This window comes from Starkeya nomas, from assembly GCF_902703545.1.
Lineage (GTDB): Bacteria > Pseudomonadota > Alphaproteobacteria > Rhizobiales > Xanthobacteraceae > Ancylobacter > Ancylobacter moscoviensis.
Map to the genome: position 1 here is coordinate 1,918,231 of NZ_CACSAS010000001.1, position 14,512 is coordinate 1,932,742.

At 67.6% G+C, this 14,512-nt stretch carries 13 protein-coding genes; 10 read left to right on the top strand and 3 right to left on the bottom strand.

Annotated features, from left to right (window positions below; all coding sequences use genetic code 11):
• Window positions 1–33: 33 nt before the first annotated feature.
• Complete coding sequence (locus tag STARVERO_RS09210; protein WP_159598639.1) at window positions 34–2,106, top strand: ATP-dependent helicase; 2,073 nt, start codon at window positions 34–36, stop codon at window positions 2,104–2,106.
• 24 nt (window positions 2,107–2,130) lie between these two features.
• Here STARVERO_RS09210 and STARVERO_RS09215 read toward each other — a convergent pair whose 3' ends face one another.
• Window positions 2,131–2,358 carry a helix-turn-helix domain-containing protein gene (locus STARVERO_RS09215; protein ID WP_144342314.1) on the bottom strand — a complete coding sequence of 76 codons (228 nt, stop codon included), beginning with the start codon at window positions 2,356–2,358 and terminating at the stop codon, window positions 2,131–2,133.
• A gap of 95 nt (window positions 2,359–2,453) precedes the next feature.
• Between STARVERO_RS09215 and STARVERO_RS09220 the strand changes: the two genes are divergently transcribed.
• Genes STARVERO_RS09220 through mnhG form a run of 6 tightly spaced genes read left to right on the top strand, consistent with a single transcriptional unit; the run spans window position 2,454 to window position 8,481 of the window.
• Window positions 2,454–5,363 carry a monovalent cation/H+ antiporter subunit A gene (locus tag STARVERO_RS09220; RefSeq protein ID WP_144342313.1) on the top strand — a complete coding sequence of 970 codons (2,910 nt, stop codon included), beginning with the start codon at window positions 2,454–2,456 and terminating at the stop codon, window positions 5,361–5,363.
• Window positions 5,363–5,704 carry a Na+/H+ antiporter subunit C gene (locus STARVERO_RS09225; protein WP_144342806.1) on the top strand — a complete coding sequence of 114 codons (342 nt, stop codon included), beginning with the start codon at window positions 5,363–5,365 and terminating at the stop codon, window positions 5,702–5,704. Before STARVERO_RS09220 ends, STARVERO_RS09225 begins: the two co-directional genes overlap by 1 nt.
• Window positions 5,705–5,706: 2 nt before the next feature.
• Window positions 5,707–7,350, top strand: a complete 1,644-nt coding sequence (locus STARVERO_RS09230; RefSeq protein WP_418655048.1) for a monovalent cation/H+ antiporter subunit D — start codon at window positions 5,707–5,709, stop codon at window positions 7,348–7,350.
• Window positions 7,347–7,844: a Na+/H+ antiporter subunit E gene (locus tag STARVERO_RS09235; RefSeq protein WP_144342311.1), complete on the top strand. Its 498-nt coding sequence runs from the start codon at window positions 7,347–7,349 to the stop codon at window positions 7,842–7,844. The genes STARVERO_RS09230 and STARVERO_RS09235 overlap by 4 nt, the downstream gene beginning before the upstream one ends.
• Window positions 7,841–8,122, top strand: coding sequence for a K+/H+ antiporter subunit F (locus STARVERO_RS09240; protein ID WP_159598640.1), 282 nt, complete (start codon window positions 7,841–7,843; stop codon window positions 8,120–8,122). The genes STARVERO_RS09235 and STARVERO_RS09240 overlap by 4 nt, the downstream gene beginning before the upstream one ends.
• Window positions 8,119–8,481: a monovalent cation/H(+) antiporter subunit G gene (gene mnhG, locus STARVERO_RS09245; protein ID WP_144342309.1), complete on the top strand. Its 363-nt coding sequence runs from the start codon at window positions 8,119–8,121 to the stop codon at window positions 8,479–8,481. Before STARVERO_RS09240 ends, mnhG begins: the two co-directional genes overlap by 4 nt.
• A gap of 99 nt (window positions 8,482–8,580) precedes the next feature.
• Here mnhG and STARVERO_RS09250 read toward each other — a convergent pair whose 3' ends face one another.
• The gene (locus tag STARVERO_RS09250; protein WP_144342308.1) at window positions 8,581–10,428 is read right to left on the bottom strand and encodes a sigma-54-dependent Fis family transcriptional regulator; all 1,848 of its coding nucleotides are present in this window, start codon (window positions 10,426–10,428) and stop codon (window positions 8,581–8,583) included.
• A gap of 238 nt (window positions 10,429–10,666) precedes the next feature.
• Between STARVERO_RS09250 and adh the strand changes: the two genes are divergently transcribed.
• The 3 genes from adh (at window position 10,667) to STARVERO_RS09265 (ending at window position 13,900) form a co-directional block, all read left to right on the top strand.
• On the top strand, window positions 10,667–12,184 hold the full coding sequence (gene adh / locus STARVERO_RS09255; protein WP_144342307.1) for an aldehyde dehydrogenase: 1,518 nt from the start codon (window positions 10,667–10,669) through the stop codon (window positions 12,182–12,184).
• 114 nt (window positions 12,185–12,298) lie between these two features.
• Entirely contained in the window at window positions 12,299–13,327 is a 1,029-nt protein-coding gene (adhP, locus tag STARVERO_RS09260) for an alcohol dehydrogenase AdhP (RefSeq protein ID WP_159598641.1), read from the top strand.
• 153 nt (window positions 13,328–13,480) lie between these two features.
• Window positions 13,481–13,900, top strand: coding sequence for a DUF779 domain-containing protein (locus STARVERO_RS09265; RefSeq protein ID WP_159598642.1), 420 nt, complete (start codon window positions 13,481–13,483; stop codon window positions 13,898–13,900).
• An 84-nt stretch (window positions 13,901–13,984) separates the two neighbouring features.
• On the opposite strand, the gene STARVERO_RS09270 is transcribed toward STARVERO_RS09265, so the two are convergent.
• Window positions 13,985–14,320 carry a hypothetical protein gene (locus tag STARVERO_RS09270; protein ID WP_144342304.1) on the bottom strand — a complete coding sequence of 112 codons (336 nt, stop codon included), beginning with the start codon at window positions 14,318–14,320 and terminating at the stop codon, window positions 13,985–13,987.
• Between the last annotated feature and the right edge of the window lie 192 nt (window positions 14,321–14,512).

Here is a 14,512-nt window from a genome sequence, read left to right on the forward strand (position 1 = left end):
CCTCCCGTCCGGTCGCCAGAGATTCGCCTTCCGATGCAGCCCGCCGCCTATCTCGACAAGCTGAACCCGCAGCAGCGGCGGGCGGTCGAGCACGGCGTCAGCGGCCCCGGCGACATCGCCGGCGGGCCGCTGCTTGTGATCGCCGGCGCGGGATCGGGCAAGACCAGCACGCTCGCCCACCGCGTCGCCCATCTCATCGTCAACGGCGCCGACCCGCGCCGCATCCTGCTGCTCACCTTCTCACGCCGCGCGGCTGCGGAAATGACCCGCCGCGTCGAGCGCATCGCCCGGCAGGTGCTCGGCACCGATGCGCAGGCGCTGATCGAGGGGCTGAACTGGGCCGGCACGTTCCACGGCATCGGCGCGCGCCTGCTGCGCGACCATGCCGCGCAGATCGGCCTCGATCCGAGCTTCACCATTCACGACCGCGAGGACAGCGCCGACCTCGTCAACCTCATCCGCCACGAGCTCGGTTTCTCGAAGACGGAGAAGCGTTTCCCGGCCAAGGGCACGCTCATCGCCATCTATTCGCGGGCGGTGAACGCCGAGCAGCCGCTGGAAGAGGTGATCGGGCGCGCCTTTCCGTGGTGTGCGGGCTGGAACGCCGAGCTGAAGGCGCTGTTCTCCGCCTATGTCGAGGCCAAGCAGCGCCAGAACGTGCTCGATTACGACGACCTGCTGCTCTACTGGGCGCAGATGATGACCGAGCCGGCCCTCGCCGCCGCCGTCTCCGGCCGCTTCGATCACGTCCTGATCGACGAATATCAGGACACCAACAAGCTCCAGGCCTCCATCCTCACCGGACTGAAGCCGGACGGGCGCGGCCTGACGGTTGTCGGCGACGACGCGCAGTCGATCTATTCCTTTCGTGCCGCGACGGTGCGCAACATCCTCGATTTTCCCGGGCATTTCTCGCCCCGCGCCGACACCATCATGCTGGAGCAGAACTACCGTTCCACCCAGCCCATCCTCGCCGCCGCCAACGCGGTGATCGACTTCGCCAGCGAGCGCTACGCCAAGAACCTGTGGTCGGATCGCGCATCCGGCGAGCGGCCCCTTCTCGTCAATGTGCGCGACGAGATCGAGCAGGCGAATTTCGTCGCCACCCGCGTGCTGGAGAACCGCGAGGAAGGCATCGCGCTGAAATCACAGGCCGTGCTGTTCCGCGCCGCCCATCACAGCGGGCCGCTCGAGGTGGAGCTGACCCGGCGCAACATTCCCTTCGTGAAGTTCGGCGGGCTGAAGTTCCTCGATTCCGCGCATGTGAAGGACGTGCTCGCCGTCCTGCGCTTTTCCGAAAACCCGCGTGATCGCGTGGCCGGCTTCCGCGTGCTGCGCCTGCTCTCCGGCCTGGGCCCGGCCACGGCCGGGCGCATCCTCGATCAGGTGAACGAAGCCGGTGCGCTGCTGCCGGCGCTTGAAGCCGTCACCCCGCCGCCCCGCACCGCCGAGGAATGGCCGCCCTTCCTTGCCATGCTGGCGGAGCTGAACACGAAGTCAGCCGGCTGGCCGGGGGAGATGGACGTCGTGCGGCAATGGTACGAGCCGCATCTTGACCGCCTCCACGAGGACGCCGCGAGCCGGCAGGCCGATCTCGTCCAGCTCGCTCAGATCGCCGGCGGCTACGCCTCGCGCGAGCGTTTCCTCACCGAGCTGACCCTCGATCCGCCGGACGCCACCAGCGCCGAGGCCGGCCCGCCGCATCTCGACGAGGACTATCTCATCCTCTCCACCATCCATTCCGCCAAGGGGCAGGAATGGAAGTCGGTCTTCGTCCTGAACGCGGTGGATGGCTGCATTCCCATCGACCTCGGCGTCGGCACGCGCGAGGAGATCGAGGAGGAACGGCGGCTACTCTATGTCGCCATGACGCGCGCCAAGGACAGCCTGCACCTTGTGCTGCCGCAGCGCTTCTTCACCCACGGGCAGGCGGCGCGGGGAGACCGGCACGTCTACGCCGCGCGCACCCGCTTCATCCCGCCCACCATCCTCAATCGCTTCGCCGCGACGAGCTGGCCGCCCGCCCAGCCCGTCGCGCCCGGCGTGCAGGCGGCGGAAACGGCGCGGATCGACATCGGCGCCCGCATGCGCGCCATGTGGAAATAGGAAGGGAAGGCGGCGGAAGGCCCGTCAGCGGATGCGTACGCCCGGACCGTGCTCGCCGGGCGGAAGCAGCATCACACCGGCTTCCTGCAGCGTGCGGATGAGCAGCGATTCCGTGCCGCGATGCAGCACGTGGCGGTGCCGCTCGAAGTCGCGGATGGTGCTTCGGGAAACGCCGGCGCGGACAGCCAGATGCTCCTGCGTCCAGTCGAGCAGCCCGCGTGCGGCGCGGCATTGTTCGGGCGCCAATTCCATCGTTTCTGCCTTGCGTGAAGACACCCAAATCAACCATAATGGGCGAAATCACGCAAGACTCCGAGGTTTCGCCCACAGGGAGGCCCCCGCTACCTATGTCCGATGGCACGCTTCTCCTCGTCGCGCTGGTCCTGCCCTTCCTGGGCAGCCTGCTCGCGGGGTTCCTGCCGACCCATGCGCGCAACGCCGCGGCGGTTCTGGCCGGAAGTGTGTCGCTGGTCGGCGTCGCCATCATCGTATGGCTCTACGCCGCGGTAGCCGATGACGGTCCGGTGCGGCTCTGGCTCGCCTGGCTGCCCATGCTGGGGCTGGATTTCACCCTGCGGCTGGACGGCCTCGCCTGGCTGTTCGCCATCCTCATCTTCGGCATCGGCGCGCTAGTGGTGCTCTATGCGCGCTACTACATGTCGCCCGAAGATCCGGTGCCGCGCTTCTTCTCCTTCCTGCTCGCCTTCATGGGCTCGATGGTCGGGGTCGTGGTGTCCGGCAACATGGTGCAGCTCGTCTTCTTCTGGGAGCTGACCAGCCTCTTCTCCTTCCTGCTCATCGGCTATTGGCACCACACGACGGCGGCCCGCGACGGCGCGCGCATGGCGCTCATCGTCACGGCCAGCGGCGGCCTGTGCCTGCTGGTCGGCGTGCTGCTGCTCGGCCGCATCGTCGGCAGCTACGATGTCGACCAGATCCTCGCCTCGGGCGACCTGCTGCGCGACAGCAGCCTCTATGTGCCGGCGCTGGTGCTGATCCTGCTCGGCGCCTTCACCAAGAGCGCGCAGTTCCCGTTCCATTTCTGGCTGCCGCACGCCATGGCAGCGCCGACGCCGGTCTCCGCCTATCTGCACTCCGCCACCATGGTGAAGGCGGGCATCTTCCTGCTCATGCGGCTCTGGCCGGTGATGGCGGGCACGGACGCGTGGTTCTACATCGTCGTGCCGGCCGGGCTCATCACGCTGCTGCTCGGTGCCTTCGCCGCCATCTTCCAGCAGGACCTCAAGGGCCTGCTCGCCTATTCCACCATCAGCCATCTCGGGCTGATCACGCTGCTGCTTGGCCTCGGCAGCCCGCTGGCGGCGGTGGCGGCGATCTTCCACACGCTGAACCACGCCATCTTCAAGGCGTCGCTGTTCATGGCGGCCGGCATCATCGACCACGAGACCGGCACGCGCGACCTGCGCAAGCTGAGCGGCCTCTACCGCTACATGCCCTTCACCGCGACGCTCGCCATGGTGGCCGCCGCGGCGATGGCGGGTGTACCGCTGCTCAACGGCTTCATCTCCAAGGAGATGTTCTTCGCCGAGGCGGTGGCCGACCACACCGGATCGCTGCTCGACGACAGCCTGCCCTATTGGGCGACGCTCGCGGGCGTGTTCAGCGTCACCTATTCGCTGCGCTTCATCCTCGGCGTGTTCTTCGGCCCGCCGCCGGTCGGCCTTCCGCACCGGCCGCACGAGCCGGCGCACTGGATGCGCTTTCCCATCGAGCTCCTGGTGCTGATCTGCCTGCTGATCGGCATCGTGCCGGGGCTGACGGTCGGCCCGGTCCTCGCCACCGCCGTTCAGGGACTGCTCAACGCCACGGCCCCCTATTACAGCCTCGCGCTCTGGCACGGCTTCACCCTGCCGCTGCTGATGAGCTTCATCGCGCTGGCGGGCGGCGTCGTGCTTTACGCGGCGCTGCGCCGCTATCTCGACAGCGGCATCGAGGGACCGCCGGTACTGCGCGAGCTCAAGGGCCAGCGCATCTTCGAGAAGGTTCTGGTCACGCTCTCCTGGCAGTGGGCGCGCGCGGCGGAAGCCGCGCTCGGGACGCGGCGCCTGCAGCCGCAGATGCGCATCGTGGTGGGTCTGGCGGTGGTGGCCGCGCTCGCCCCCTTCCTTGCGGGAGGGGCGGTGGGCACCGGCACCCTGCCGGGAACGCCCGTCGCCCCCGCCTTCGCCCTGCTCTGGGCGGTCGGCATCGCCTGCGCGCTGAGCGCCGCCTATCAGGCCAAGTACCACCGCTTCGCGGCGCTGGTGCTGGTCGGCGGCTCGGGTCTCGTGACCGTCATCACCTTCATCTGGCTTTCCGCGCCGGATCTCGCCGTCACCCAGCTCCTGGTCGAGATCGTCACCACGGTGCTGCTGCTGCTCGGCCTGCGCTGGCTGCCCAAGCGCATCGAGAACGTCTACCCGAACCGCCCGCCGCTGAAGGTGCTGATCCGCCGCTACGCGGATTTCACCATTGCCTGTTCGCTCGGCGGCCTGATGGCCTTCCTGTCCTACTGCCTGATGACCCGCCCGCTGCCGGAAAGCGTGTCGCGCTTCTTCGTCGAGCGTGCCTATTCGGAAGGCGGCGGCCGCAATATCGTCAACGTCATCCTGGTCGACTTCCGCGGCTTCGACACGATGGGCGAAATCGTCGTGCTCTGCCTCGCCGCGCTCACCGTCTTCGCCCTGCTGCGCCGCTTCCGCCCGGCGCCGGAAAGCATCGAGAGCCCCGAACAGCAGCGCATCCAGAATGCCTATGACGAGGCCGCACCGGATCGCCGGCCCGGCGACACCGCCACCGACGACATGCTCATCCCGCGCCTCATCATGCACTGGCTCTTCCCGGTCATCGCGGTGCTGGCGGTCTACCTGTTCATGCGCGGCCACGACCTGCCAGGCGGCGGTTTCGCCGCCGGCATCACGCTCTCCATCGCCTTCGTGGTGCAGTACATGGCGAGCGGCACGCGGTGGGTGGAAGACCATCTGCGCGTGCTGCCGCTGCGCTGGATGGGCCTCGGCCTGCTCACCTCCGCCGCGACGGGCGTCGGCTCCTGGTGGTTCGGCTACCCCTTCCTCACCTCGCATTTCCAGTATGTCGAGCTGCCCTTCATCGGGAAGATGCCGACCGCTTCCGCGCTGCTGTTCGACCTCGGCGTCTTCCTGCTGGTCGTCGGCGCCACGGTGCTGATCCTCATCGCCCTCGCCCACCAGTCGCTGCGCAGCAGCCGGGCCGCCCAGGCGGCGGAAGGGGGCGAATGATGGAAATGATCCTGTCCATCGGCATCGGCGTCTTCGCCGCCTCCGGCGTGTGGCTCATCCTGCGCCCGCGCACCTATCAGGTGATCATCGGCCTGTCGCTGATCTCCTATGCGGTGAACCTGTTCATCTTCAGCATGGGCCGGGTGCGCATCGACGCGCCGCCGATCCTGCAGCCGGACGTGCCGGGCGACCCGGCCGCCCTCGCCGATCCCATCCCGCAGGCGCTCGTGCTCACCGCCATCGTCATCGGTTTCGCCATGACGGCGCTGTTCCTCGTCGTGCTGCTCGCCGCGCGCGGGCGTACCGGCACCGACCATGTCGACGGACGGGAGCCGGAATGACGATGCCCGCCGTCGAACACCTCGCCATCCTGCCCATCCTGCTGCCGCTGGCGGTGGGCGCCTTCATGCTGCTGTTCGACGAGCGCCGGCGTCTGTTCAAGATGTCGCTGAGCCTGGCCACGGTGCTCGCCCTGCTCGCCGTCGCGATCACCCTGTTCGTCATGGTGAACACGCCGAGCGACGAGCGCTGGTCGACGATGTTCGTCTACCCGCTCGGCAACTGGCCCCCGCCCTTCGGCATCGTCCTGGTGGTCGATCGGCTCGCCGCGCTGATGCTGCTGCTCACCGCCGTGCTGGGCAGCGCGACGCTGCTTTTCGCCATGGCGCGCTGGCACAATGCGGGACCACGCTTCTACACGCTGTTCCTGCTGCTGCTCATGGGGCTTAACGGCGCCTTCCTCACCGGCGACCTGTTCAACCTCTTCGTCTTCTTCGAGATCCTGCTCGCCGCCTCCTACGGGCTGGTGCTGCATGGCTCGGGCACCGCCCGTGTGCGGGCGGGCCTGCATTACATCCCGATCAATCTCATCGCCTCCTCGCTCTTCCTGATCGGCGTAAGCCTGATCTACGGCGTCACCGGCACCCTCAACATGGCCGATCTCAGCCGTGTGGTACCGACGCTGGCGCCCCAGTCGCGGGTCTTGATGGAGGCGGGCGCGGCCGTGCTCGGCATTGCCTTCCTCGTGAAGGCCGGCATGTGGCCGCTCAGCTTCTGGCTGCCGACCACCTATGCCGCCGCCTGCGCACCGGTCGCGGCCATGTTCGCCATCATGACCAAGGTCGGCATCTACGTGATCATGCGCCTGTTCCTGCTGTGCTTCGGCGACGAGGCAGGCGCATCGGAGGATTTCGGGGGCCTCTGGCTCTATTATGGCGGCATGGCCACCATCGCCTTCGGCGGCATCGGCGTGCTCGCCTCACAGTCGATGCAACGCCTTGGCGGCTATGCGGTGCTCGTGTCGTCCGGCACGCTGCTGGCGGCCATCGGCACCGGCAACAGCGCGGTGATTTCCGGCGCCCTCTATTATCTGGCGACCTCCACCTTGGCGATCAGCGCCTATTTCCTGCTGGTCGAGCTGATCGAACGCGGCCAGGCCGCCGGTGCCGACGTGCTGGCCGTGACGCTGGAGATCTTCGGCGATCCCGAGGAGGACATCGCGGACGAGGACGAGGAGGTCGGCGTCGCCATCCCGGCCACCATCGCGGTGCTGGGCGGCGCCTTCGTCGCCTGCACGGCACTGCTCGCCGGCCTGCCGCCGCTGTCGGGCTTCATCGCCAAGTTCGCCATGCTCTCGGCCGTGATGAACGAGGCCGGCGATATCGACGCAGCGCATTGGGCCTTCGTCGCGCTGGTGGTGGCCTCCGGCCTCGCCACGCTGATTGCCATGACGCGCAACGGCATCCGCACGCTGTGGATGCCGGCGGAGAACGAGATCCCCCGTGTGCGGGCCATCGAGGCGATCCCCATCGGAGCCCTGCTCTTCCTGTGCGCCACCATGACGGTGATGGGCGGACCGACGATGCGCTACATGGAATCGACGGCGCAGATCCTTTACTGGCCGAGCGAATATGCCCGCGAGGTGCTTGGCACCAAGCCGGCCGGTGCCGCGCCCGCCGGGCAGCCCGCCACGGGAGGCGCGCCATGACCGCCCTCAAGCGCGTCCTGCCCTACCCCCTGCTCTTCCTCGCCCTGCTGGCGATGTGGCTGCTGTTGATGCAGAGCCTGTCGCCCGGCCAGATTCTGCTCGGCACCATCGTCGCCTTCGGCGGCTGCTGGCTGATGGTGGCGCTCGATCCGCCGCCGACCGGGCTGCGCCGGCCGGTGGCGGCGATGCGCCTTGCCGGACGGGTCTTCGTCGACGTGTTCCGCTCGAACGTCGCGGTCGGCAGCATCATCCTCGGCAGCGACGAGCGGCGCACCCATGCCGGCTTCATGAGCCTGCGGCTCGATCTTACGAACCGCTACGGCCTTGCTATCCTCGCCATCGTGATGACCTGCACGCCGGGCACCCAGTGGGTGCATTACGATCCGGCAAGCCGCGTCCTGATGCTGCACGTGCTCGACCTCGTCGACGAGAAGCAGTGGGCGCGCATCATCAAGCAGCGCTACGAGTCCCTGCTGATGGAGATCTTCGAATGAGCGCGATGATCCTCGGCTGGTCGATCACGGCGGCACAGGTGCTGCTGGCCTTCGCCATGGCGTTCGCGGCGCTGCGCTTCATCCGCGGCCCGCGTGCCCAGGACCGCATCATCGGCCTCGACACCTTCTATGTGAACGCCATGCTGATGCTGCTCACGCTCGGCATCCGCAGCGGCACGACTCTCTATTTCGAGGCAGCGCTGATCATCGGCCTGCTCGGCTTCGTCGGCACGGTAGCCCTCGCCAAGTTCCTCATGCGTGGCGAGGTGATCGAATGAGCGAGGCACCCGACCTGCCGCTCTGGGCGGCGCTGCTGGTCTCTTTCTTCATCGTCGTCGGGGCGCTCGTCACGCTCATCGGCTCCATCGGCCTGTGGCGGCTGCCGGATTTCTACGCGCGCCTGCACGCGCCCTCGCTCGGCGCCACGCTCGGCACCGGGTCGATCCTCATCGGCTCGATGATCTGCTTTTCCGTGCTGCAGAGCCGGCCGCTGGTGCACGAAGTGCTCATAGCCCTCTTCGTCACCATCACCACGCCGGTGACGCTGATGCTGCTCGCCCGCGCCTCGGTCTATCGCGACCGGATCGAGGGAAACCCCGGCCCGCCCGAGCAGGACCCCGAGCCGACCGAGCTCTGAATGGCGGCGGCAACCGCGCCTTCAGCAGCCTGACCGCCTCAGTGGCACGGATCATCATCGGCCAACGGCTCATCCCGCACGGTTCCGCTCGCGCGCGCCTCAGGCGTGGAACAAGCGGCGGTACAGGGTCGAACGGTTGATGCCGAGCTTGCGCGCCGCCTGAGAGACATTGCCCCCGCAGGCATCGAGCGCGCGCCGCATCGCTTCCACGGTCAGCGCATCCAGCGTCGCCTCCGCCGGTACGGACAGGGCCGGCGCGGCGACGATGTCGGGCGGCAGCATCGCCTCCTCCACCGGCAGGAAGGGCTCAGCCAGCGCCGCCAGCGCCCGGAGCGTGCCGGCCAGCTGGCGAAAATTGCCCGGCCAGCCATAGGCGGCAAGGCGCGCCTCGCATCCTTCCGCCAGCGTCAGCCGCTCGTCATCGACGAGACGGCGCCATAGCGCGCGCACGATGCCGCCCCGATCTTCCATGGCACGCAGCGGCGGCAGTTCCACCGTGTAATGGGCGATGCGGAAATACAGATCCTGGCGGAAGCTGCCGGCCTCCACCAGCGCCCGCAAGTCACGATGGGTGGCACAGACGAGCGCGAAATCGACCTTCACCGGCTTGCCGCCGCCAAGCGGGGCGACTTCCCGCTCCTGCAGCACCCGCAGCAGGCGGGACTGCAGCGACAGAGGCATGTCGCCGATCTCGTCAAGGAACAGGACGCCACCATCGGCCTCGCGCAGCAGGCCCCGCCGGCCGGAACGCCGCGCCCCGGTGAAGGCCCCCTCCTCATAGCCGAACAGCTCGGACTCGATCAGCGTCTCGGGAATCGCCGCGCAGTTCACGGCGACGAAAGGCCCCTCGGCGCGCGCGCTCAGCCGATGCACCTCCCGCGCCGCCAGCTCCTTCCCGGTGCCGGTTTCGCCGCGGATCAGCACCGGAACGTCCGCCGCCACCATGCGCACCGCGCGGGCCAGCGCCTCGCGTTCGGCCGCCCCGAGCAGAGGCCCCTCCACGCGCCGGAGCGGACGCGGCGCCGGGACGACGGTCTGCCGTATCGCCGGTCCCGCGTCGAACCGCGCATAGAGTGCGCTGCCGTCCGCCCCGCGCAGCGCATGCGCCTCGCCATCCGGGCGCGGCAGATGGTCCAGCAGTTCTCCCGCCTGCCTCTCGCCGAGCGCCGACCAGTCGGCGCCGACGAGGCCGAGGCCGGTGCGGTTCGCCGCCACCAGCCGGTCGTCCTCGAACACCAGCACGCCCTCGCGCGCCGTGCCGAGCAGCGCCCGGTCGGACTGGAGGCGCAGGATGCGGCGCCCGGCGAAATCCTCGTCGAAGAAGCGGTGCTCGATCTGCGCCACCGCCATGCGCACCAGCCCCAGGGCGTGCCGATGGTCCACCGCCGCCGGACCGGACAGGTCGAGCGCGCCCACCGTCTGGCCGTAGGGGTCGAGGATCGGCGCCGCCGAACAGCTCAATATGCCGTGCGGGTCGTAATAGTGTTCGCCGCCGTGAACGGCGATGGGCCGTCCCTCCACCAGCGCCGTGCCGACCGCGTTGGTGCCGGTCGAACTCTCCCCCCACAACACGCCGGGGCGCAGCGCCACCTGCGCCGCCCGCGCGGCGAAATCGGCGTTGCCGAGCGCGTCGAGGATCAGCCCCTCCGCATCCGTGAGCACAACCACGCAGCCGGTCTGCATGGCGTCGGCATAAAGGCTCTCGATCTCCGGGCGGCACAGCCGGCGCAGCCTCTCGTGCCGCTCGGCGATGGCGCGGAGCTCGTGCGCGGTCAAGGGCTCCAGACGCGGCAGGGCGGCGCTGTCGAGCCCCTGATCGGCGCAACGCTGCCAGGAGCGCAGGATCGGTTCCGATACCAGCGCGTTCAGCGGCCGCTCGGGCCGGCCGTGCTGGAAGAACTGCTTGCGCGCCGCGAGTACGGCGCGAGGCGAGACCTCGTAGCGCATGCGATCCTCCCGGAGTGTTGCAAAATGCCACACATGTCGCAGGTCTTGTTGTTCTTTCCGACAGTTTCTACCAAGTTTTCCGGCCGCGTCCATCGGCTTCATCTTCAAGCCGCCGCGAGTACAGGGGCAATCCAAACAATTTCAATATTTTCCCGTGCCGCAACGACGATTTTGTGCATTGCCGCATAAGCATGGCACGCCCGGTGCAATCTTGAGACTCCCAGCCTGGGAGGATCATATGAACAAACCAGAAATCGCCATCACCAAGCAGTCGCCGTTCAAGGCCCGTTACGGGAACTTCATCGGCGGCAAGTTCGTCGAGCCGGTCGCCGGCCGCTATTTCGACAACACCTCGCCGATCACCGGCGGGAAGATCTGCGAAGTCGCCCGCTCCGACAAGGACGATATCGAGAAGGCGCTCGACGCCGCCCACGCCGCCAAGGACGCCTGGGGCAAGACCTCGGCCGCCGAACGCGCGCTGATCCTCAACAAGATCGCCGACCGCATGGAGGAGAACCTCGACCTCCTCGCTTTGGCCGAGACCTGGGACAATGGCAAGCCGATCCGCGAGACGACGGCCGCCGACATGCCGCTCGCCATCGACCATTTCCGCTATTTCGCCGGCGCCGTGCGTGCGCAGGAAGGCGGTATCAGCGAGATCGACCACGACACCATCGCCTATCACTTCCATGAGCCTCTGGGCGTGGTCGGCCAGATCATCCCGTGGAACTTCCCCGTCCTGATGGCGGTGTGGAAGCTGGCCCCGGCGCTCGCCGCCGGCAACTGCGTGGTGCTGAAGCCGGCGGAACAGACCCCCGCGAGCATCCTCGTGCTGGTCGAGCTCATCGCCGACCTGCTGCCGCCGGGCGTGCTCAACGTCGTCAACGGCTTCGGCCTCGAAGCGGGCAAGCCGCTCGCCTCCTCGCCGCGCATCGCCAAGATCGCCTTCACCGGCGAGACGACGACGGGCCGGCTGATCATGCAGTATGCCAGCCAGAACCTCATCCCCGTCACGCTGGAGCTGGGCGGCAAGTCGCCGAACATCTTCTTCAAGGACGTGGTGGCCGAGGACGACGACTTCTTCGACAAGGCGATCGAAGGCTTCGTCATGTTCGCGCTCAACCAGGGCGAGGTCTGCACCTGCCCGAGCCGCGCCCTGATCCAGGAGAGCATCTATGATCGCTTCATGGAAAAGGCGCTGAAGCGCGTCGAGGCCATCGTGCAGGGCTCGCCGCTCGACCCGGCGACGATGATCGGCGCCCAGGCCTCCTCCGAGCAGCTCGACAAGATCCTGTCCTACATCGACATCGGCAAGCAGGAGGGCGCCCAGGTGCTCACCGGCGGCGAGCGCAACACTTTCGGCGGCGACCTTGCCGGCGGCTACTACGTGAAGCCGACCGTGTTCAAGGGCACCAACAAGATGCGCATCTTCCAGGAGGAGATCTTCGGGCCGGTCGTGTCCGTGACCACCTTCAAGGATGATGACGACGCGCTCTCCATCGCCAACGACACGCTTTACGGCCTCGGCGCCGGCGTGTGGACCCGCGACGGCAACCGCGCCTACCGCTTCGGCCGCGCCATCCAGGCGGGCCGCGTGTGGACGAACTGCTACCACGCTTATCCCGCCCACGCGGCCTTCGGCGGCTACAAGCAGTCCGGTATCGGCCGCGAGAACCACAAGATGATGCTCGACCACTACCAGCAGACCAAGAACATGCTGGTCAGCTACAGCCCGAAGAAGCTCGGCTTCTTCTGAGCCGCCGACATCGCGATGTGACACGATACCCGGCGGGACGGACCAGCCTCCGTCCCGCCGTTTTCATGTTCGGCCGGCGCATCCGGCGTCGGCGAAGCGGAGGTGAGAAGACACATGACCAAGACCATGAAGGCCGCTGTGGTGCGTGAATTCGGCAAGCCCCTCGTCATCGAGGATGTGCCGGTCCCCGAGCCCGGCCCGGGCGAGATCCAGGTCCGGATCCAGGCTTCCGGCGTCTGCCACACCGACCTGCACGCCGCCGAAGGCGACTGGCCGGTGAAGCCGAACCCTCCCTTCATCCCCGGTCATGAGGGCGTGGGCTACGTCTCCGGCGTCGGCCGTGGCGTCAAGCATGTGAAGGAAGGCGACCGCGTCGGCGTGCCGTGGCTCTACACCGCCTGCGGCCACTGCGCCCACTGCCTCGGTGGCTGGGAGACGCTGTGCGAGGAGCAGAAGAACACCGGCTACTCGGTCAATGGCGGCTTTGCCGACTACGTCATCGCCGATCCCAACTATGTCGGGCACCTGCCCGCCAATGTCGGCTTCGTCGAGATCGCCCCGGTACTGTGCGCCGGCGTCACGGTCTACAAGGGCCTGAAGATGACCGACACCAAGCCCGGCGACTGGGTGGTGATCTCCGGCGTCGGCGGGCTCGGCCACATGGCGGTGCAGTATGCCAGGGCCATGGGCCTCAACGTGGCGGCGGTCGACGTCGCCGAGGACAAGCTCGATCTCGCCCGCAAGCTCGGCGCCAGCGTCACCGTCAATGTGCGCGAGCAGGATCCGGTCGCGGTGCTGAAGAAGGAAATCGGCGGCGCCCATGGCGTGCTCGTCACCGCCGTCTCGCCCAAGGCCTTCGAGCAGGCGCTCGGCATGATGCGCCGTGGCGGCACGCTGGTGGCGAACGGGCTGCCGCCCGGCGCCTTCGAGCTGCCGATCTTCGACATGGTGCTGAACGGCACCACGGTGCGCGGCTCCATCGTCGGCACGCGGCTGGACCTGCAGGAGTCGCTCGACTTCGCTGCCGACGGCAAGGTTCAGGCTACCGTCGAGCGGAGCAAGCTCGAAGACATCAACGACATCTTCGCGCGCATGCATGCCGGCAAGATCGACGGCCGCATCGTGCTCGACATCGCCGCCTGACCGGCGGAACGAAAGCGTGCCGCGCCTTCCGGCCTTGATCACCGGGACGGCGCGGCACATCTTCGCAAGCACAAGGCCGCATCAGAACGGCCCAACCGCCATATGCTGAAACGCCGGGATACCCGGCGGCGCGGCGCCTCCCGGGAGGACACCATGACCGACGTCATCACGGCCGATCCCCGCGCTGCCATCGGCACCGTTCCCCGTGTTCTCGCGACCGACGCGGCGCTGAAGCTGATCGCCACGCTCACCGCCGATTACGGCCCGCTGCTGTTCCATCAGTCCGGCGGCTGCTGCGACGGCTCCTCGCCCATGTGCTACCCGCAGGGCGACTACATCGTCGGCGATCGAGACGTGCGGATGGGCGAGATCGGCGGCGCGCCGTTCTACATGAGCCCGTCGCAGTTCGATTACTGGAAGCACACCCAGCTGATCATCGATGTCGTGCCAGGACGCGGCGGCATGTTCAGCCTCGAGAACGGGCGCGACGTGCGGTTTCTCACCCGCTCTCGTCTCTTCACCGATGACGAGCTCGATCGGCTCGTCCCGACCGGCGAGGGCCCGGCGGACTGAGCGTCAAAACGGAAACCGCCACCCGCGGTCAGGCGGATGGCGGTTTATCGTTCATCGATGGGTCCCGTCGGCGACGGGCACATGTCACTGGCAGAGCAGAATGTCCTGCTCGCGCACGAGCCGGTAGCTGTCGGACAGCTTGGCCACGAAGCGCACATCACCGCTGCTGTTGAAGCAATAGTCGACGAAGCGCCCGTCGCCCCAGCTGATGCGCACCGCCCTGGGGTTGTAGCAGAGGTTCTGCAGTTCGAGCCGGCCAGCTGAGGCGCCGATCTCCACAATGCAGGTGCGGTCGACTGCCCCCTGCAGATCGCTGCCTGCCCAGCGCGGCTGCGCAACGGCCAGGCTGCCCAGCAAAACAGTCCCCGCCAGGAGGCCAGCACACCCCACCAGAACACGTTTCCGAATCGTCATCTTCATTCCCCCGTCTGACGCGGATTGGCGGGGGAATTTAGACTCCGTTACCCATAAAGCAAGAAATTTGAAATTTTTTCATATCTTTTTGATGTCACTTTCAAAATATTATTATCTTGTCATGAATTGCGCGCGCCTCAGCCCCGGTACTGGTTTCCGGATATGGGCACGACGCGCGCCACGACATGACGAAGGGTG